The following is a 17,447-nucleotide window of genomic DNA, read 5'->3' as shown; positions in this document are numbered from 1 at the left end:
GGAGGGGGCATTGCGGCGGCCGTCGGTCGGGGTGGATCAGCTGGTGCTCACGCCTTTCCGAGCGTCACCTGGGCGGTCTGGGACGCGCCGGAGGGATCGAGGTAGGTCAGCGCGACGCTGTCCCCGGGTGCCTTCGAACGCACCGCGGCGACCAGCGCCTCGGGCCCGTCGATCACCTGATCGTTGACCTTGGTGATCACCGCGCCGTCCGGGATTCCCGCCGCCGCGGCCGGTCCACCGTCGGCCACTCCGGCGATGGCGGCCCCGTTGCCCGCCGACGGATTGGCGCTGAGCTGCACGCCGAGCGCTCCATGGCTGGCCGTGCCGGTGGACACCAACTCGTCGGCGATGCGCTTGGCCTGATCCGAGGGGATCGCGAAGCCAAGCCCGATCGAACCGCTCTCGCCGCCACCGCCGCCCGGACCGCCCTGTCCGGCGCCCAGCGTGGCGATCGCGGAGTTGATCCCGATCAGCTCGCCCTTCATGTTCACCAACGCACCACCGGAGTTGCCGGGGTTGATGGCCGCATCGGTCTGGATGGCGTCGAGCACCGAAGCCTGACCGCCGCCCGACCCGTCCCCGGCAGCCACCGGCCGGTTCAGCGCGCTGACGATGCCGGTGGTGACGGTGCCCTGCAGACCCAGTGGTGACCCGATGGCCACCACCTGCTCGCCGACCTTGACGTCCTTGGACGAGCCGATGGCGATCGGGGTCAGACCGGACACACCTTCGGCCTTCACGACCGCCAGGTCACCGGTGGGGTCGGTGCCGACCACACTGAACGGCACCGACCGGCCGTCGGAGAAGGTCACGGTCCTGGTCACGCCGGCCCCATTGCTGCCCATCGCGGCGGGTTGAGCACCGTCGGACCCCTCCGAACCGGCCGACGCGACGTGATTGTTGGTCAGGATCAGGCCGTCGGGACTGAGCACCACACCGGAACCCTCGGCCTCGCCCTGTCCCATGTCGATCCGCAGTTTCACCACACTCGGCATCACCTTGGCCGCGACCTGTTCGACCGAACCGGTGGGTGCGGTCGAGGCGGCCGGCTTCGACGCCGGCACCTGGGCCCCGTTGGCCGGCGCGGCGACCGCGTGCGGGGCGGTGGGGCTCTGCGGATGAGCCATCCAGGCTGCGGTGGCCCCAATCCCGCCGCCGGCCACCGCGACGGCAAGAGCGCCGGCGGCAAGCAGTGCCACCCGCGGACGTTTCGGGCCGGCGGGTGCCGTATTGGCGTGCGGGGCACGCTGGTAGAACGGCGGCACCGGTTGCTGGGTGGCGTACCGCCAGTCCTGCACGCGTGGAATCGGCTGGGTCAGAGGAGCATTCGGATCGGGAGACTGAAAGGGTTGCCGCTCAGGGTTTGTCATTGTGGTGTGTGCATCACTTTCTTCGATCATCAACCAGCACAGTTGCTTAACCACCATTTTCCGGCGGTGACTGAGACGGAACTGAGAGTTTGCCCAGGCGATTCCGAGATTTCGGGGCCATTCCGGTAACGCCACACCGCGACGGCAGGCTTGACCTCAACCGCCGTTGAGGTCGGACACTGGCGGGCATGACCATCGAGCTCGCCCAGATACGCGTCGCCCGGCCCACCGATCAGCTGGCGGAGGTGCAGCGGTTCTACGCCGATCACCTCGGCTTACCCGTCCTCTACCGGTTCGAGGACCACGACGGCTACACCGGCGTCATGCTGGGGCTGCCCGGCACCGAGTACCACCTGGAGTTCACCACCCATGTCGACGGAAGTCCTTGTCCGGCACCGACACTGGACAATCTGCTGGTGCTGTACTTCCACGGCGAGGCTCCGATGTACGACGTGGTCGAACGTCTTGCGGCCGCCGGGCACGAGCCGGTCGAACCGGAGAATCCGTACTGGACCAAGGTGGGCGCGTTGACGTTCGAGGACCCGGACCGCTGGCGCGTGGTGCTGGTACCGCGCCGGGTGTTCTGATCGCCGCGGGTAACCCGCTAGCGCAGCGCCGTGGCGATCCGCACCTCGCCGGTCAGCGTCTGATGAACCGGGCACCGCTCGGAGATGTCCAGCAGCTTCTGGCGCTGAGCGTCGTCCAGGTCACCGATCAGTTCCAGCTCCCGGTCGATATGGCTGATCCAGCCCTTGGTGGTTTCGCAGTCGGCGCAGTCCTTGGCATGGATGCGGGAATGGCGCAGCGTGACCCGCACGCGATCCAGTGGCCACCCTTTGCGATCGGCGTACATCCGCACCGTCATCGACGTGCACGACCCCAGCGCGGCGAGCAGCAGATCGTACGGGGTCGGGCCGTCGTCGTCACCGACCGGCTGGGGCTCGTCGGCGGTCAGCTGGTGCGACCCGGCGATGATCTCCTGGGTATAGGTCCCCGCGCCGGTCTCCGTGACGATCACGGTGCCTTCGGTCGATGGATCGGTGGGCATGGGACCTCCTGGCTACCGGGGACGCGTGCGGACGGTCCAGGCTTACCATCGCATGCCCGGCTCAAGGTGCAGAAAAGCCCCGCCCGGCTGCGCGGGCGAGGCCTTTCGTCGGCTGGTATGTCAGGCGGTGCGGCGGATTCCGCGCTTGAGCAACATTTCGCGTTCGGATTCGCTCAAGCCGCCCCAGATGCCATAGGGCTCGCCGACGGCGAGCGCGTGCGTGCGGCATTGGGTGATCACCGGGCAGCTGCGGCACATTTCCTTGGCGCGCATCTCGCGCTGGGCGCGGGCCCGGCCGCGCTCACCGTCGGGATGGAAGAACACCGAGGAATCGACACCCCGGCAAAGACCTTGCATTTGCCAATCCCAGATGTCGGCATTTGGTCCGGGAAGTTGCTGCGGCTGTGGCATGTGGAAAACCCCTCTCTTCACACCCAATTCGCGAACGCGTAGGTGCGTGAGTCGCGGAACCGATCCGAGCACTTGTCACCGATGACCACTCGTGTGCACACAACGTAGAAGGGCTACCGAAAAAACGTCAATAGCCAGGTCCTGTGCGTAACCACATAGCCGCAGCGTGAGAATTTACATCACGTTCATCAATGCGACCCGCATGCAACGAGAAGAGTGTTCAAGAAACGGCGCCGCGCGGACACGCATGCGTATTTCCGCAGTTCGCCGAATTTACTTTTATCCGGTACCGCGGGTGTCGGTGATCTGACGGAAACATGGTGACCATCAAGTGTTAACCAAGGTTGCTTTGATCACGTGTCTCGGGGCGCGCTCGGGCCCTGCCCGGGGCGTTGATACCGTCGCAATTCGATGACGTCCGCGACAACATGCCTGGCCGAGGCCGCTTTCGGTCCCCGGCCGGACCTCTGGCCCCTGCCCGCGCCGACCTCACAGCGCGATCGGTGGCTGCGCGCCGTCGCGGCCGGTGGCCAGGGGCGCTACGCCAGCGCCCTGACCGACCTTGCTCATCTGGCGGCCCACACCGCGCCGGGCCCCGGGGGTGAGCCACTGCTGTCCCTGTCCTACAGCACCCGTGCGTCCTTCCTGCGCCAGCTCGGCGGGCACGACCTCGCCCGCGGGTGGGACGGCCGGGCCTGGGCAGCGGCCGGCCAGGACCGCGAGGCCGGCGCGGACGCGCTCATCGGGCTGGCTGCCGACGCCCTCGGCGTGGGACGGTTCGCGCTCTCGGCCACCTTGCTGCAACGGGCGGAACGGCTGATCGACGGGTCCGGACCGGCCCGGCTGCCTGTGCGGCTGCACTGGGTGTCGGCCGAACTGAACATGGCAGGCGGTGCCGGCGCGGTCGCCGTCGGCCATGCCGAGCGGGCGACGGAGCTGGCTGAATCGACCGGGTCGCCGCGGCATGCGGTGAAATCGGCCGTGGTGCTGGCCGCCGCGTTGTGCAGCGCCGGTCGGCTCCCGGATGCCCGCCGTATCGCCGACGAGGCCTTCGGTGATACCGAACGGCTCGGGCTGGTTCCGCTGCGGTGGGCGCTGGCCTGCCTGCTGGCCGACATCGGAAGTACGGTGCATCCGCCCGCGCACGTCGCGGCCGTTCGGGACGCCGCCGCCGATACAGTGCGACGCAGAGGCGGCGTGTGGACGCGTCGCTGAAGCGGATCGGCACCGCCGGATCGTTAGTGTTTATCTGACGCACACCCTGCCTGGATGTGTCCCTCACGTAACGCTGGAGATATCACCCACGATGACAATTTCGGGAGAACGTCTCGATGCTGTCGTCGCTGATGCGGTGGCCGGTGACCGGGACGCGCTTCGGGTGGTGCTGGAGACCATCCGCCCGATCATCGTCCGGTATTGCCGGGCGCGGATCGGGTCAGCAGAACGAAGTGGTCTATCGGCAGATGACATTGCGCAGGAGGTGTGCTTGGCCGCCATCACGGCGCTGCCGCGCTACCAGGATCAGGGACGTCCGTTCCTGGCCTTCGTGTACGGCATCGCTGCGCACAAGATCGCCGACGCCCACCGGGCATCGGCGCGTAACCGCTCCGAACCCACCGATGTGGTGCCGGAGCGGCTCTCGGGGGAAGCCGGCCCCGAACAGCGGGCGCTGGACTCCGAGGCCTCGGCGCGGATGGACCGCCTGCTCGCCACGCTGCCCGAGAAGCAACGCGAGATCATCATCCTGCGTGTCGTCGTCGGGATGAGTGCCGAAGAGGTGGCCGAAGCGGTGGGCAGCACACCGGGGGCCGTGCGCGTCGCGCAGCACCGGGCGCTGGCCAAGCTGAAGTCCGAGATCACCGCGGTCGGAGGCGACTATGCCTGATTTCGGCCGCTGGACCGCCAATGGCGGCGACCCTTCGCTCAACGACATCAACCGCGCCGACAAGTTCCTCGACGCGCTGGCCGCCGAGCAGCCGGTCTATTCGACCGACCGCGCGGACGCCGAACTGGCCTTCCTGCTGTCCGGCTGGCGCGACGAGGTGCGCCAGGTACCCATCGACCATGTGGTGCCGCCCCTGGAGGCCGAGTCCGCGCTGCGGAACGCATTGGATTTCTCCTCGCGGCGACGTAACCGGCGATCGCTGGCGGTCATCGGGTCTGCCGCCGCGGCGGTGCTGTGCCTCGGCGGCTTCGGGTCGATGGTGTACAGCGCCGATCCGGGCGACGGGCTCTACGGCCTGCACACCATGCTGTTCGGTGACCAGCGCCAGACCCGCGACGACGCGGTGGTGTTGGCCGCCCAGACCGAGATGCAGCAGGTGCAGCAGCTCATCGACAACGGCCAGTGGGACCAGGCCCAGGAGCGGCTGACCGCATTGTCGACCAAGGTGCAGAGCGTCGAGACCGTCGAGCGCAAGTCCGAGCTCATCCAGCAGTGGAATGCGTTGACCTACAAGGTCGTCGAGCAGGATCCGGCCGCCACGCTGCCGCCGCCGGGGCAACCGATGCCCGCGCTGCCGTCTTCGCCGCTGACGCTGCTGCCGCTGCCGGTCATCGAGAGCCGCACCGACACCACGGCGGTGTCGACACCGCCCGAGGTGACCAGTGTGCCGTCGACACCCGGCTCCGAGGTCACCGTCACCACCACATCCCCGTCGCAGCCCACGACATCGCCGAGCGCCGACGCATCCACCACCACGTCGGAGCCGGGTACCACGACGTCGGCACCGTCGGAGACGACCAGCACGTCGGCCACCACCGCATCGCCCACGACCACGTCGGCCACCCCGAGTGCGACGACCACCACGGTGAGCCCGAGCGCCACGACCACCACTACGACCGTGGCGCCCAGCACCACCACGACGACGGCCGCCCCGAGCACCACCGCGACGACGACCGCGACGACCACCACCACCACGACAACCCAGGCGACCGTGGCGCGCCCGGCCACCACGACGACGGTCGCCCCGGCAGCGGAGGCGCCGCCCTCGGCGGCACCGCCGGTGCAACAGCAGGAACCGAGCGCACCGCCGGCACGCACCCCGGCGCCTGCCCAGGAGACGGTGCAGGCCACCAAAGAAGCGCAGGCGCCACAGCAGCGGTCGCCGGAGGTCGTGGTGACGACGACGGTGCCCGTCGGGCCGCCCAGCGGGCACTGACAGCGCGGACGGCACCGACAGCAACGACGCGGCGCACCGCGCGGGCGGATCAGGAGATCAGCGGTATCCGTCGGGTTCCGAGGTGGCCTCGTTGAGGGACGCGTCGGCATAGCCGCGGCAGTAATCCCACGTCACGTAGGCGTCGGGTTCAGGGTCGTAGGCCGGCTCGTGCGGACGCACGGTGCCGTCGACGAGCAGCTGCAGCAGGTTCGCCCGCAACATGTCCCAGTCGTGATAGTGGTCTTGCTGGCATTCGTCGCAGCACACCACCAGCCCGCGAATTCCCTTGTGGGCGAGCAGGGCCTCGTATACGGCCAGATCGGCGAGATCGGCTTCGACGGCGCTTCGCTCCTGCGGATCGAGCGGCAGGCCCGGTTCGATCGCGTCGAGCGCGGCCGACGGGTCGCACGGGTCATCGGCGAACGGGTCAGGCGGCAGCCCCGGCGGGAAGTCATCGCGCACGCATCTAGCCTACGCAGCCCCGCCACATCCGCGCCAGCCGTTCGCCCTTGGCGAGACCCGGCGGGTGTAGTCACGAGCATCGAGGTCAGTGCCGATAAGATGGCCCTTTAGATCCACGCCTGTTGGTTCCTGGAGGCTCCACCCATGTCAATTGCTGAAAGCAGCAGCATCCCCCTCGCCGTGCCGGTGTCCACCGGTGGCGATGATCCGACCAAGATCGCGATGCTCGGGCTGACATTCGATGATGTCCTGCTGCTGCCGGCCGCCTCGGATGTCGTCCCGGCCAACGTGGACACATCCAGCCAGCTGACCAAGCGGATCCGGTTGAAGGTTCCGCTGGTGAGTTCGGCGATGGACACCGTCACCGAATCCCGGATGGCCATCGCGATGGCCCGCGCCGGCGGTATGGGGGTGCTGCACCGCAACCTCTCGGTCGCCGAGCAGGCTGGCCAGGTCGAGACGGTCAAGCGTTCCGAGGCGGGCATGGTGACCGATCCAGTGACCTGCTCGCCGGACAACACCCTGGCCGAGGTGGACGCGATGTGCGCCCGGTTCCGGATCTCCGGTCTTCCGGTCGTCGACGAGAAGGGCTCCCTCGTCGGGATCATCACCAACCGCGATATGCGGTTCGAGGTCGACATGGACAAGCCGGTCGCCGAGGTGATGACCAAGGCGCCGCTGATCACCGCGCAGGAAGGCGTCTCGGCCGAGGCTGCGCTGGGCCTGCTGCGGCGCAACAAGATCGAGAAGCTGCCGATCGTCGACGGCAACGGCAAGCTGACCGGCCTGATCACGGTCAAGGACTTCGTCAAGACCGAACAGTTCCCGCTGGCCACCAAGGACAGCGACGGCCGGCTGCTCGTCGGTGCCGCCGTCGGTATCGGTGACGACGCGTGGACCCGGGCCATGACGCTGGTCGACGCGGGGGTGGACGTGTTGATCGTCGACACCGCGCACGCGCACAACCGACTGGTGTTGGACATGGTGAGCCGCCTCAAGTCCGTCGTCGGGGAACGGGTCGACGTGGTCGGCGGCAACGTGGCCACCCGCGCCGCGGCCGCCGCGCTGGTGGAGGCCGGCGCCGACGCGGTCAAGGTCGGTGTCGGACCGGGCTCGATCTGCACCACCCGCGTGGTCGCCGGTGTCGGGGCCCCGCAGATCACCGCGATCCTCGAGGCCGTCGCGGCCTGCTCGCCCAAGGGCGTGCCGGTGATCGCCGACGGTGGCCTGCAGTACTCCGGTGATATCGCCAAGGCGTTGGCCGCCGGTGCGTCCACCGCGATGCTGGGCTCGCTGCTGGCGGGCACCGCCGAATCACCCGGTGACCTGATCTTCGTCAACGGCAAGCAGTTCAAGAGCTACCGCGGCATGGGCTCGTTGGGCGCCATGCAGGGCCGCGGCACGCAGAAGAGTTTCTCGAAGGACCGCTACTTCCAGGACGACGTGCTCTCCGAGGACAAGCTGGTGCCCGAGGGCATCGAGGGCCGGGTACCGTTCCGGGGCCCGCTGTCGACGGTCATCCACCAGCTCACCGGCGGGTTGCGTGCCGCCATGGGATACACCGGGTCGGACACCATCGAGCACCTGCAGCAGGCGCAGTTCGTCCAGATCACGGCCGCGGGGCTCAAGGAGAGCCACCCGCACGACATCACCATGACGGTCGAAGCGCCGAACTACTACGCCCGCTAGCGGTTAGGGATTCACGAGCAAATGCGCGACATGGTTGAAATCGGCATGGGCAGAACCGCCCGCCGCACCTACGAACTGGACGACATCAACATCGTCCCGTCGCGGCGCACCCGATCCAGCAAGGACGTTTCCACGGCCTGGCAGCTGGACGCCTACCGATTCGAGATCCCGGTGGTGGCACACCCCACCGACGCCCTGGTATCGGTCGAGTTCGCCATCGAGATGGGCCGCCTCGGCGGCCTCGGCGTGCTCAACGGCGAGGGACTGATCGGGCGGCACGCCGATGTCGAGGCCAAGATCGCGCAGGTGGTGGAGACCGCAGCGACGTCCGACGACGAGTCGGCCGCCATTCGGCTGCTGCAGCGGCTGCACGCGGCCCCGCTGGATCCCGAGCTGCTCGGTGCCGCCGTGGCGCGGATCCGCGAAGCCGGGGTCACCACCGCGGTGCGGGTCAGCCCGCAGAACGCGCAGGCGCTGACTCCGGCGCTGGTGGCCGCCGGGATCGACCTGCTGGTCATCCAGGGCACCATCATCTCCGCCGAGCGGGTCGCCCAAGATGGCGAGCCGCTGAACCTCAAGACCTTCATCTCCGAACTCGACATCCCCGTCGTCGCCGGCGGGGTGCTGGACCACCGGACCGCGCTGCATCTGATGCGCACCGGTGCCGCCGGTGTCATCGTCGGTTACGGCTCCACCCACGGCGTGACGACCAGCGACGAGGTGCTCGGCATCAGCGTGCCGATGGCCACCGCCATCGCCGACGCCGCCGCGGCCCGCCGCGAATACCTCGACGAGACCGGCGGGCGGTACGTGCACGTGCTGGCCGACGGCGATATCCACACCTCCGGCGACCTCGCCAAGGCCATCGCCTGCGGCGCCGACGCCGTGGTGCTGGGCACCCCGCTGGCCATTGCGGACGAGGCCCTCGGCGGCGGCTGGTTCTGGCCCTCGGCCGCCGCGCATCCGTCGCTGCCACGCGGCGCGCTGCTGCAGGTGGCGCTGGGGGAACGGCCGTCGCTCAAGCAGGTGCTCGACGGCCCGTCCGACGACCCGTTCGGTTCGCTGAATCTGGTCGGCGGGCTGGCCAGGTCGATGGCCAAGGCGGGCTACTGCGATCTCAAGGAATTCCAGAAGGTCGGACTGACCGTCGGCGGATGAGGCAGGGTGAGTCCGAGACTTTCCTTTACAAGTTAGGCCTTCCTGTCTAGAAGTTACCTACCGGTAGCGTCATACTGGTCACATGCAGCCTGACTATGACGTCGCGATCATCGGCTCGGGTTTCGGGGGCAGCGTCAGCGCGCTGCGACTCACCGAAAAGGGCTACCGGGTGGGAGTCCTGGAAGCCGGCCCGCGATACGCCGATGCGGATTTCGCCAAGACCTCCTGGGACCTGCGCCGTTTCCTGTGGGCGCCGCACCTGGGCATGTACGGCATCCAGCGCATCCACCTGCTGCGCAACTGCATGATCCTGGCCGGCGCCGGGGTGGGCGGCGGATCGCTCAACTACGCCAACACCCTCTACGTGCCGCCGGAGCCGTTCTTCGCCGACAAGCAATGGTCGGGCATCACCGACTGGCGGTCGGAGTTGATGCCGCACTACGAGCAGGCGCAGCGGATGCTCGGCGTGGTGACCAACCCGACCTTCACCGACGCCGACCGGCTGATGAAAGAGGTCGCCGACGACCTGGGGGTGGGCGACACCTTCGTTGCCACCCCGGTCGGGGTGTTCTTCGGCCCGGACGGGCAGAAAGCGCCGGGCAAGACCGTCCCGGATCCCTATTTCGGCGGTGCCGGGCCGGCCAGGACCGGTTGCATCGAATGCGGTGAGTGCATGACCGGTTGCCGGCACGGCGCCAAGAACACCCTGGTGAAGAACTACCTGGGGTTGGCCGAATCGGCAGGCGCGCAGGTGCATCCGATGACGACGGTGACCAGCTTCAGCCAGCGGCCGGACGGGCTGTGGGAGATCCGCACCGCCCGCACCGGCAGTAAGGTGCGGCGTAAGCGCAAGACGTACACCGCGACCCACCTCATCGTGGCGGCCGGTACGTACAACACGCAGAAGCTGCTGTTCAAGATGCGCGACACTGGCACGCTGCCCAAGCTGTCGCAGCGCCTCGGCGTGCTGACCCGGACCAACTCCGAATCGATCGTCGGCGCCCAGACGTTGACGGTCTCCCCGGACCGCGACCTCACCCACGGCGTGGCCATCACCTCGTCGATCCACCCGACCGCGGACACCCACATCGAGCCGTGTCGGTACGGCAAGGGGTCCAACGCGATGGGGTTGCTGCAGACCCTGATGACCGACGGCGCCGGACCTCTGGGCAGCGACATCCCGCGCTGGCGCCAGTTCCTGACCAAGGCCGGGGAGGACCCGAAGAATCTGATCCGGTTGCTCAACCCGCAGCACTGGAGCGAACGCACCGTCATCGCGCTGGTGATGCAGCATCTGGACAACTCGATCACCACGTTCACCAAGCGCGGTCCGCTGGGCAAGCGGATGCTGTCCTCCAAGCAGGGCCACGGCGAGCCGAACCCGACCTGGATCCCGATCGGCAACGAGGTGACCCGCCGGATCGCCGCCAAGATCGACGGGGTGGCCGGCGGCACGTGGGGCGAGCTGTTCAACATCCCGCTCACCGCGCACTTCCTCGGCGGTGCGGCCATCGGTGACAGCCCTGAAAGCGGCGTCATCGACCCGTATCACCGGGTGTACAACTACCCGACGCTCTACGTCACCGACGGCGCCGCGATCTCGGCGAATCTCGGTGTGAATCCGTCGCTTTCGATCACCGCGCAGGCCGAGCGGGCCGCGTCGCTGTGGCCCAACAAGGGTGAACAGGACCAGCGGCCGGCCCAGGGCGAGCCCTACCAGCGGCTGTCGCCCATCGCACCGGTGCGTCCGGTGGTGCCTGCCGACGCGCCGGGTGCGTTGCGGCGGTTGCCGATCACTCCGGTCAGCTCGGCGGGCTGACCGGGGCGCTCACTCAGGAGACGTTCACTCGGTGACGAGGTGGCGCCGCATCGGTTCCCGGCCGATGGGCTGCGGCGGTACCGGCAGCAACGGTTTGCGCGGGTGCACGTCGACGGTTGTCGGTTCCTGCGTGGTGAGTTCGAGATCGGCGCCGGCGTGCCGGATGATCAGCTTGGCATCCGGCCCGTCTCGCAGGCCGTAGGTCACCTTGTGGTGGGTGGCGTCGACCGTCAGTCGGAAGTCCTTCCAGCGCAACCGGAAACGTAGCCGGGTGATGCCGTCGGGCAGGTGCGGATCCAGCGCCAGCATGCCCTGGTCGTCGCGCAGTCCACCGAATCCGGCGACCAGCGCCGTCCACGCACCGGCCAGCGACGCCATGTGCAGGCCGTCGCGGGTGTTGTGATGCAGGTCCCGCAGGTCGATGAGCGCGGCCTCGTAGGCGTAGTCGTGGGCCAGTTCCAGATGCCCCACCTCGGCGCACATGACCGCCTGGGTGCACGCCGACAACGACGAGTCCCTGGTGGTGCGGCGTTCGTAATAGTCGACATTGCGGGCCTTCTCGGCGGGGGAGAAGGCGTGGCTGTGCCAGTGCATCGCCAGGACCAGATCGGCCTGCTTGAGCACCTGGGTCGGGTAGAGGCGCACGTAATGTTCGTGCAGCAGCAGCGGGTACCGGGTCTCGGCGGTGAAATCCCACTCCGCGAGGTTGGTGAAGCCGGCGCACTGCGGATGCACGCCGAGCTCCTCGTCGAACGGGATGTACACCGCCGCAGCCGCATCGCGCCAGGCGGCCGCTTCCTCGGTGCTGACGCCGATCGCATGAGCGGCCTCGGGGTGGCGCACGCATGCCGCGGCGGCCACCCGAAGATTGTGCGCGGCCATCAGATTCGTGAAGATGTTGTCGCTGACCAGGGCGGTGTACTCGTCGGGACCGGTGACACCGTCCAGGTGCCACCTCCCGTGCCGATCGTGATGCCCCAACGACAGCCACAGCCGCGCCGTCTCGACGAGCACCGCCAGCCCGCATTCGCGTTCCAAGCTGTCGTCACCGGTCACCACGCGGTAGCGCTCGAACGCCATGGCGATATCGGCGTTGATATGCCAGGCCGCCGTACCGGCCGGCCAGTAGGCCGAGCACTCCTCGCCGCGGATGGTCCGCCAGGGGAAGCTGGCGCCGGCCAGGCTGAGCTGGCGTGCGCGGTCCTTGGCCAGCTCGAGAGTGGCCGCCCGCCAGCGCAGCGCATCGGCCGCGGCATGCGGTTTGGTGTAGGTGAGCACCGGAAGCACGAAACCCTCGGTGTCCCAGAACGCGTGGCCGTCGTAACCGGTACCGGTGAGCCCCTTGCCGGGGATAGCCCGGCGTTCGGCGCGCGCGCTGGCCTGCAGCACATGGAACAACCCGAATCGCACCGCTTGCTGGCAGTCGGGGTCGCCGAACACCTCGACATCGGCGGCGTCCCAGAACTCGTCGAGATACGCTCGCTGGCTGTCGAGCAGACCCTGCCAGCCGCTGTACTTGGCGCCGGCCAGCGCCCCGGCCGCCTGATCGCGCAGGGCCGGGCGCGAGCGCAGGCTGGACCAGCCGTACGCCAGATACTTGACGATGCGCAGTTTCTGGCCGGGGCGCAGGCCGCAGATCACCGTCGTACGGGCCAGATCGGGTCGGGAATCGGTGGTGATCTCGACCCGGCCGGGAACGTCGACCTCGTGATCCATCGCCGCGGCCATCATCAGTCCGCTGGAGGTCGTCTGGTGCACCAGTAGCCCGCCGGTGTCGGTGTGTTCGTGGTGCACGGCTTGCAGGGGATGCTCCAGCCGGGTGGCCACCCGGGGATCATCGGATCGCTCCGGTTGGTCCTCGTTGGCCACCAGCTCGGATTGCACTGTGAGACGGACGAATTCATCGACGGCCTCGACCACGTATTCGATCGCGGCCACGCTGCGCTGGGTCAGTGACACCAGCCTGGTCGACGTGACCTTGACCTGTTGGCCTGCCGGCGAGCGCCATTGGACCACCCGTGCCAACGTGCCGGCCCGCAGATCCAGTACCCGCTCGTGGTCGATGAGTTCGCCGTACCGGACGTCGAAGGGTTCGTCGTCGACGAGCAGGCGCACGATCTTGCCGTTGGTGATGTCGACGATGGTCTGGCCGGCTTCCGGGTACCCGAACCCGCTCTCGGCGTAGGGCAGGGTCTGGGTCTCGTAGAACGAGTTCAGGTAGGTCCCCGGCAGGCCGTGCGGTTCGCCCTCGTCGAGGTTGCCCCGCAGTCCGATATGCCCGTTGGACAGCGCGAAGATGGACTCCGCCTGGGCCAGCATGTCCAGATCCAGCCGCGTCTCGCGGATCTGCCATGGCTCGACGGGAAATGCGTCGTGGGTGATCATCGGCCGTCCCGCAACAGGTCGGCCAGGTCGTTGACCACGATATCGGCGCCGTGCGAGCGCAATTCGTCGGCCTGGCCGACTCGGTCCACCCCCACCACACAGCCGAAGTCTCCGGCGCGACCGGCGGCCACCCCGGCCAGGGCGTCCTCGAAGACGGCGGCGGCGGCGGGTTCGACGTCCAGCAGTTGCGCCGCGCGCAGGAACGAATCCGGCGCCGGCTTGCCGGGCAGGTGTTCCTCGCGCAGCGTGACGCCGTCGACGCGCTGCGCGACGTAGCGGGCCAGCCCGGTCACCTCGAGCACCTCCCGGGTGTTGGCGCTGGAGGACACCACCGCCACGCCGAGCCCTGCCCCGGCAGCCTCGGCCAGGTAACGCCGCGACCCCTCGAACACCTGCACCCCGTCGGTATGCAGCACCTGCTGGAACATCGCGTTCTTGCGATTGCCGAGGCCGGCGACGGTTTCGGCCTCCGGCGGATCATCCGGGTCACCGTCGGGTAGGTCGATGCCGCGGCTGTTCAGGAAGGCGCGCACGCCGTCCTCGCGGCGCTTGCCGTCGACATAGGTGAGGTAGTCGTGGTCGATGTCGAACGGGGTGAACGAGTCACCGTCGCGCCGACGCAGATAGTCGTCGAACATCGTCTTCCACGCCCGCTTGTGCACGCTGGCGGTGTCGGTGAGCACGCCGTCCAGGTCGAACAGGCAGGCGTGCACGCCCTCGGGCAGGCCCAGCATGGCGGCCTCGCTTTCGCTTAGTGGATAGCTCTAGTCCACCATGCCCGTTTCTGGCTCATCTCATACTTGTCCCGACTGTGAGTTCAGCCGGCCCGGCGTTGCATCCCGTCCCCGACGGCGCGACTGCGCCGGCCGTACACGTCGATGGGGACGTCACCGGCCAGGGTGACCCGGTGCATCACCCGGCGCTGGTCGTCATAGTCGTCGACGGCGCGATGCTGGGTGGCCCGGTTGTCCCACATGGCGACGTCACCCGGCGCCCAGGTCCACCGAATGGTGTTCTCCGGCAGGGTGATCCGTCGCTGCAACAGGTCCAGTAGGGTATGGGACTCGTGGCTGTCCAGCCCGAGCAGACCGCGGACGAAATCACCGGCGACCAAGGTGCGCTCGCCGGTCTCGGGATGCACTCGCACCACCGGGTGCTCGGTGCGGAAGTCCGGCTTCTGAAACATCTCCCGCAGCGCACGCTGGGTCTCGGTGGCCTCGTCGACCGGAGCGGCGACGTAGTCATACCGATTGCTGTGCAGCGCCCACAGGTTCTCGGCGAGGCGCTTGAGCGCATCCGGCAGCGCGTCATAGCCGGCCGCGGTCGAGGCCCACAGCGTCGAGCCGCCGTAACGGGGCAGGGTCACCGCCCGCAGCACCGAGATCGCCGGATAGTCGGGCAGGAAGGTGACGTCGGTGTGCCAGCGGGTGGCCTTCGCGTAGTCGGAATCGATCGGTGCGATGACACCGGCGCCCTTGAAGGCGTGGTGTCCGATCGGGGTGCCCAGGAGTCCGGCGAAGGCCTGCTGGCGGTCGTCGTCGAGATCGTGCTGGCCACCGAAGAACACCACCTTGTGGCGTAACAAGGCGGCGCGGATGGCGGCGACGGTGGCGGCGTCGAGGTCGCCACCGAGGGTGACGCCGTCGATGCGGGCGCCGATACGGCTGCCGAGCTGGGTGACGGTGATGGTCATAGCGGTCCTTCGAGGGGGTGTTGAGCGGGTGTAGTCATCTGACTACACCGCTACTGTAGTCAGGTGACTACAAGCTCGCCACCGGCCGGCCGGGACGAAGTGGTGGCCGCCGTGTTGGATGCCGCGGCGGACCTGTTCGCCCAACGTGGACCCTCGGCCACCTCAATCCGCGACATCGCGGCCCGCTCCCGGGTCAACCACGGCCTGGTGTACCGCCACTTCGGCACCAAGGAACGCCTGGTCGGCGCGGTGCTGGAACATCTGGGTGCCGGCCTGCTGGCGCTGATGTCGGACGGGGCGTCCGCCGCCGATATCGAACACGCCACCGACCGGCACATCCGCGTGCTGGCCAGGGCCCTGCTGGACGGATATCCGGTGGGCCAGCTGCAGACCAGATACCCGAACATGGCCTCGCTGCTGGAGACGGTGCGGCCCGGCTACGGCGACGACGACCGGGCCGCCCGGTTGGCGGTCGCCAACGCCGTTGCCCTGCAACTCGGTTGGCGCCTGTTCGAGCCGTTCCTGCGCTCGTCGACCGGACTCGACGACGTCACCGACGCTCAGCTGCGCGACGTCGTCGATGCCCAGATGGACCGGATCCTGAGCCCCGGCGGAGGCCGACCGGGCGCGCAGCGGCCCAACTCTTAGACTGTTCAGGTGGAAAACGCTTCGGCAGACGCTCTTCGCGCAAGCGGCTCATCGCAGTCTCGCCCCGTCCTGGTCGTTGACTTCGGCGCGCAGTACGCCCAGCTGATCGCCCGGCGCGTCCGTGAGGCGCGGGTGTTCTCGGAGGTGATCCCGCATACCGCGACGGTCGACGAGATCAAGGCCCGCGACCCGCAGGCCATCGTGCTCTCCGGCGGGCCGGCCAGCGTGTACGCCGAGGGGGCGCCCAAGCTGGACCCCGCGCTGTTCGACATCGATGTGCCGGTGTTCGGGATCTGCTACGGCTTCCAGGCCATGGCCCAGGCGCTGGGCGGCACCGTGGCGCACACCGGCACCAGTGAATACGGTCGCACCGAACTGAAAGTGGCGGGCGGACAACTGCATTCGGAGTTGCCGGCGTCGCAGCCGGTGTGGATGAGCCACGGTGACGCCGTCACCGCGGCGCCGGACGGGTTCGAGGTCGTGGCCACCAGCGCCGGAGCGCCCGTCGCCGCCTTCGAAGACCGGTCCCGCCGGTTGGCCGGTGTGCAGTATCACCCCGAGGTACTGCATTCGCCGCACGGCCAGCAGGTGCTGAGTCGGTTCCTGCACGATTTCGCCGGCATCGGCGCGTCATGGACCCCGGCCAATATCGCCGACCAGCTCATCGAGGCGGTGCGCGAACAGATCGGGGATGGCCGCGCCATCTGCGGGCTGTCCGGCGGGGTGGACTCGGCGGTGGCCGCGGCCCTGGTGCAACGCGCCATCGGTGACCGGCTCACCTGTGTGTTCGTCGACCATGGACTGCTGAGGGCGGGGGAGCGGGCACAGGTGCAGCGCGATTTCGTCGCCGCGACGGGGGCCAAGCTGGTCACCGTCGACGTGGCCGACCGCTTCCTGGAGGCGCTGACCGGCGTCACGAACCCGGAAGGCAAGCGCAAGATCATCGGCCGTGAGTTCATCCGGGCCTTCGAGGGCGCGGTCCGCGACGCGGTCGACGTGTCGGGCGGGGACGTCGACTTCCTGGTGCAGGGCACGCTGTACCCCGACGTCGTCGAATCCGGCGGCGGCGCCGGCACCGCGAACATCAAGAGCCACCACAACGTCGGCGGCCTGCCCGAGGACCTGAAGTTCAAACTCGTCGAGCCGCTGCGGCTGCTGTTCAAGGACGAGGTGCGTGCCGTCGGCCGGGAATTGGGTCTGCCGGAGGAAATCGTTGCGCGCCAACCGTTCCCGGGTCCCGGTTTGGGTATCCGCATCGTCGGTGAGGTGACCGCGTCGCGTTTGGACACCTTGCGCCGCGCCGATGCGATCGCCCGCGAAGAACTCACCACGGCCGGGCTGGACCACCAGATCTGGCAGTGCCCGGTGGTACTGCTGGCCGATGTGCGTTCGGTCGGCGTGCAGGGCGACGGTCGCACCTACGGGCATCCGATCGTGCTGCGCCCGGTGTCCAGTGAGGACGCCATGACCGCGGACTGGACCCGGGTGCCCTACGACGTGCTGGAGCGGATCTCGACCCGGATCACCAACGAGGTGCCCGAGGTGAACCGGGTGGTGCTCGATATCACCAGCAAGCCGCCGGGCACCATCGAATGGGAATGAG

At 68.5% G+C, this 17,447-nt stretch carries 16 protein-coding genes; 9 read left to right on the top strand and 7 right to left on the bottom strand.

Annotation, left to right across the window (positions count from 1 at the left end; all coding sequences use genetic code 11):
• Positions 1–47: 47 nt before the first annotated feature.
• Positions 48–1,370, bottom strand: a complete 1,323-nt coding sequence (locus tag SBI67_RS27745) for a S1C family serine protease (protein ID WP_413232581.1) — start codon at positions 1,368–1,370, stop codon at positions 48–50.
• A gap of 188 nt (positions 1,371–1,558) precedes the next feature.
• Here SBI67_RS27745 and SBI67_RS27740 point away from each other — a divergent pair, with 188 nt between their 5' ends.
• Entirely contained in the window at positions 1,559–1,957 is a 399-nt protein-coding gene (locus tag SBI67_RS27740) for a VOC family protein (protein ID WP_318983652.1), read from the top strand.
• Positions 1,958–1,974: 17 nt separating this feature from the next.
• Here the strand turns inward: SBI67_RS27740 and SBI67_RS27735 are convergent, their stop codons facing one another.
• Both SBI67_RS27735 and SBI67_RS27730 read right to left on the bottom strand, forming a co-directional pair.
• Positions 1,975–2,418: an OsmC family protein gene (locus SBI67_RS27735; protein WP_318983651.1), complete on the bottom strand. Its 444-nt coding sequence runs from the start codon at positions 2,416–2,418 to the stop codon at positions 1,975–1,977.
• Between the two features lie 120 nt (positions 2,419–2,538).
• Complete coding sequence (locus SBI67_RS27730; protein ID WP_036404241.1) at positions 2,539–2,829, bottom strand: WhiB family transcriptional regulator; 291 nt, start codon at positions 2,827–2,829, stop codon at positions 2,539–2,541.
• A gap of 411 nt (positions 2,830–3,240) precedes the next feature.
• Between SBI67_RS27730 and SBI67_RS27725 the strand changes: the two genes are divergently transcribed.
• The 3 genes from SBI67_RS27725 (at position 3,241) to SBI67_RS27715 (ending at position 5,990) form a co-directional block, all read left to right on the top strand.
• Positions 3,241–4,044, top strand: a complete 804-nt coding sequence (locus SBI67_RS27725; protein WP_318983650.1) for a hypothetical protein — start codon at positions 3,241–3,243, stop codon at positions 4,042–4,044.
• Positions 4,045–4,135: 91 nt separating this feature from the next.
• The gene (locus SBI67_RS27720; protein WP_266046467.1) at positions 4,136–4,714 is read left to right on the top strand and encodes a sigma-70 family RNA polymerase sigma factor; all 579 of its coding nucleotides are present in this window, start codon (positions 4,136–4,138) and stop codon (positions 4,712–4,714) included.
• Positions 4,707–5,990, top strand: a complete 1,284-nt coding sequence (locus tag SBI67_RS27715; RefSeq protein WP_318983649.1) for an anti-sigma-D factor RsdA — start codon at positions 4,707–4,709, stop codon at positions 5,988–5,990. Before SBI67_RS27720 ends, SBI67_RS27715 begins: the two co-directional genes overlap by 8 nt.
• A 57-nt stretch (positions 5,991–6,047) precedes the next feature.
• Here SBI67_RS27715 and SBI67_RS27710 read toward each other — a convergent pair whose 3' ends face one another.
• Positions 6,048–6,452, bottom strand: a complete 405-nt coding sequence (locus SBI67_RS27710) for a DUF5319 domain-containing protein (protein WP_024455162.1) — start codon at positions 6,450–6,452, stop codon at positions 6,048–6,050.
• Positions 6,453–6,596: 144 nt separating this feature from the next.
• On the opposite strand from SBI67_RS27710, the gene guaB reads away from it, so the two are divergent.
• The 3 genes from guaB (at position 6,597) to SBI67_RS27695 (ending at position 11,118) form a co-directional block, all read left to right on the top strand.
• On the top strand, positions 6,597–8,141 hold the full coding sequence (guaB, locus tag SBI67_RS27705; protein WP_266046465.1) for an IMP dehydrogenase: 1,545 nt from the start codon (positions 6,597–6,599) through the stop codon (positions 8,139–8,141).
• A gap of 21 nt (positions 8,142–8,162) precedes the next feature.
• Positions 8,163–9,299 carry a GuaB3 family IMP dehydrogenase-related protein gene (locus tag SBI67_RS27700; RefSeq protein WP_318983648.1) on the top strand — a complete coding sequence of 379 codons (1,137 nt, stop codon included), beginning with the start codon at positions 8,163–8,165 and terminating at the stop codon, positions 9,297–9,299.
• 82 nt (positions 9,300–9,381) lie between these two features.
• Entirely contained in the window at positions 9,382–11,118 is a 1,737-nt protein-coding gene (locus SBI67_RS27695; protein ID WP_318983647.1) for a GMC oxidoreductase, read from the top strand.
• A 24-nt stretch (positions 11,119–11,142) separates the two neighbouring features.
• On the opposite strand, the gene SBI67_RS27690 is transcribed toward SBI67_RS27695, so the two are convergent.
• The 3 genes from SBI67_RS27690 to SBI67_RS27680 all read right to left on the bottom strand — a co-directional run bounded on the left by SBI67_RS27690 (position 11,143) and on the right by SBI67_RS27680 (position 15,196).
• Positions 11,143–13,503 (bottom strand): glycoside hydrolase family 65 protein, encoded by a 2,361-nt coding sequence (locus tag SBI67_RS27690; protein WP_318983646.1) that lies wholly within the window; start codon positions 13,501–13,503, stop codon positions 11,143–11,145.
• On the bottom strand, positions 13,500–14,237 hold the full coding sequence (locus SBI67_RS27685; RefSeq protein ID WP_318983645.1) for a beta-phosphoglucomutase family hydrolase: 738 nt from the start codon (positions 14,235–14,237) through the stop codon (positions 13,500–13,502). The genes SBI67_RS27690 and SBI67_RS27685 overlap by 4 nt, the downstream gene beginning before the upstream one ends.
• A gap of 83 nt (positions 14,238–14,320) precedes the next feature.
• The gene (locus tag SBI67_RS27680; protein WP_318983644.1) at positions 14,321–15,196 is read right to left on the bottom strand and encodes a TauD/TfdA dioxygenase family protein; all 876 of its coding nucleotides are present in this window, start codon (positions 15,194–15,196) and stop codon (positions 14,321–14,323) included.
• 63 nt (positions 15,197–15,259) lie between these two features.
• On the opposite strand from SBI67_RS27680, the gene SBI67_RS27675 reads away from it, so the two are divergent.
• Together SBI67_RS27675 and guaA are read left to right on the top strand one after the other, a co-directional pair.
• Positions 15,260–15,844 (top strand): TetR family transcriptional regulator, encoded by a 585-nt coding sequence (locus SBI67_RS27675; protein ID WP_318983643.1) that lies wholly within the window; start codon positions 15,260–15,262, stop codon positions 15,842–15,844.
• A 9-nt stretch (positions 15,845–15,853) separates the two neighbouring features.
• Positions 15,854–17,446: a glutamine-hydrolyzing GMP synthase gene (gene guaA / locus SBI67_RS27670; RefSeq protein ID WP_318983642.1), complete on the top strand. Its 1,593-nt coding sequence runs from the start codon at positions 15,854–15,856 to the stop codon at positions 17,444–17,446.
• Position 17,447 lies beyond the last annotated feature (1 nt).

The sequence above is a fragment of the Mycolicibacterium chengduense genome (assembly GCF_033741155.1).
Lineage (GTDB): Bacteria > Actinomycetota > Actinomycetes > Mycobacteriales > Mycobacteriaceae > Mycobacterium.
Note: the sequence above shows the minus strand (reverse complement) of the source record. Positions and strands in the feature narration are given on the sequence as shown.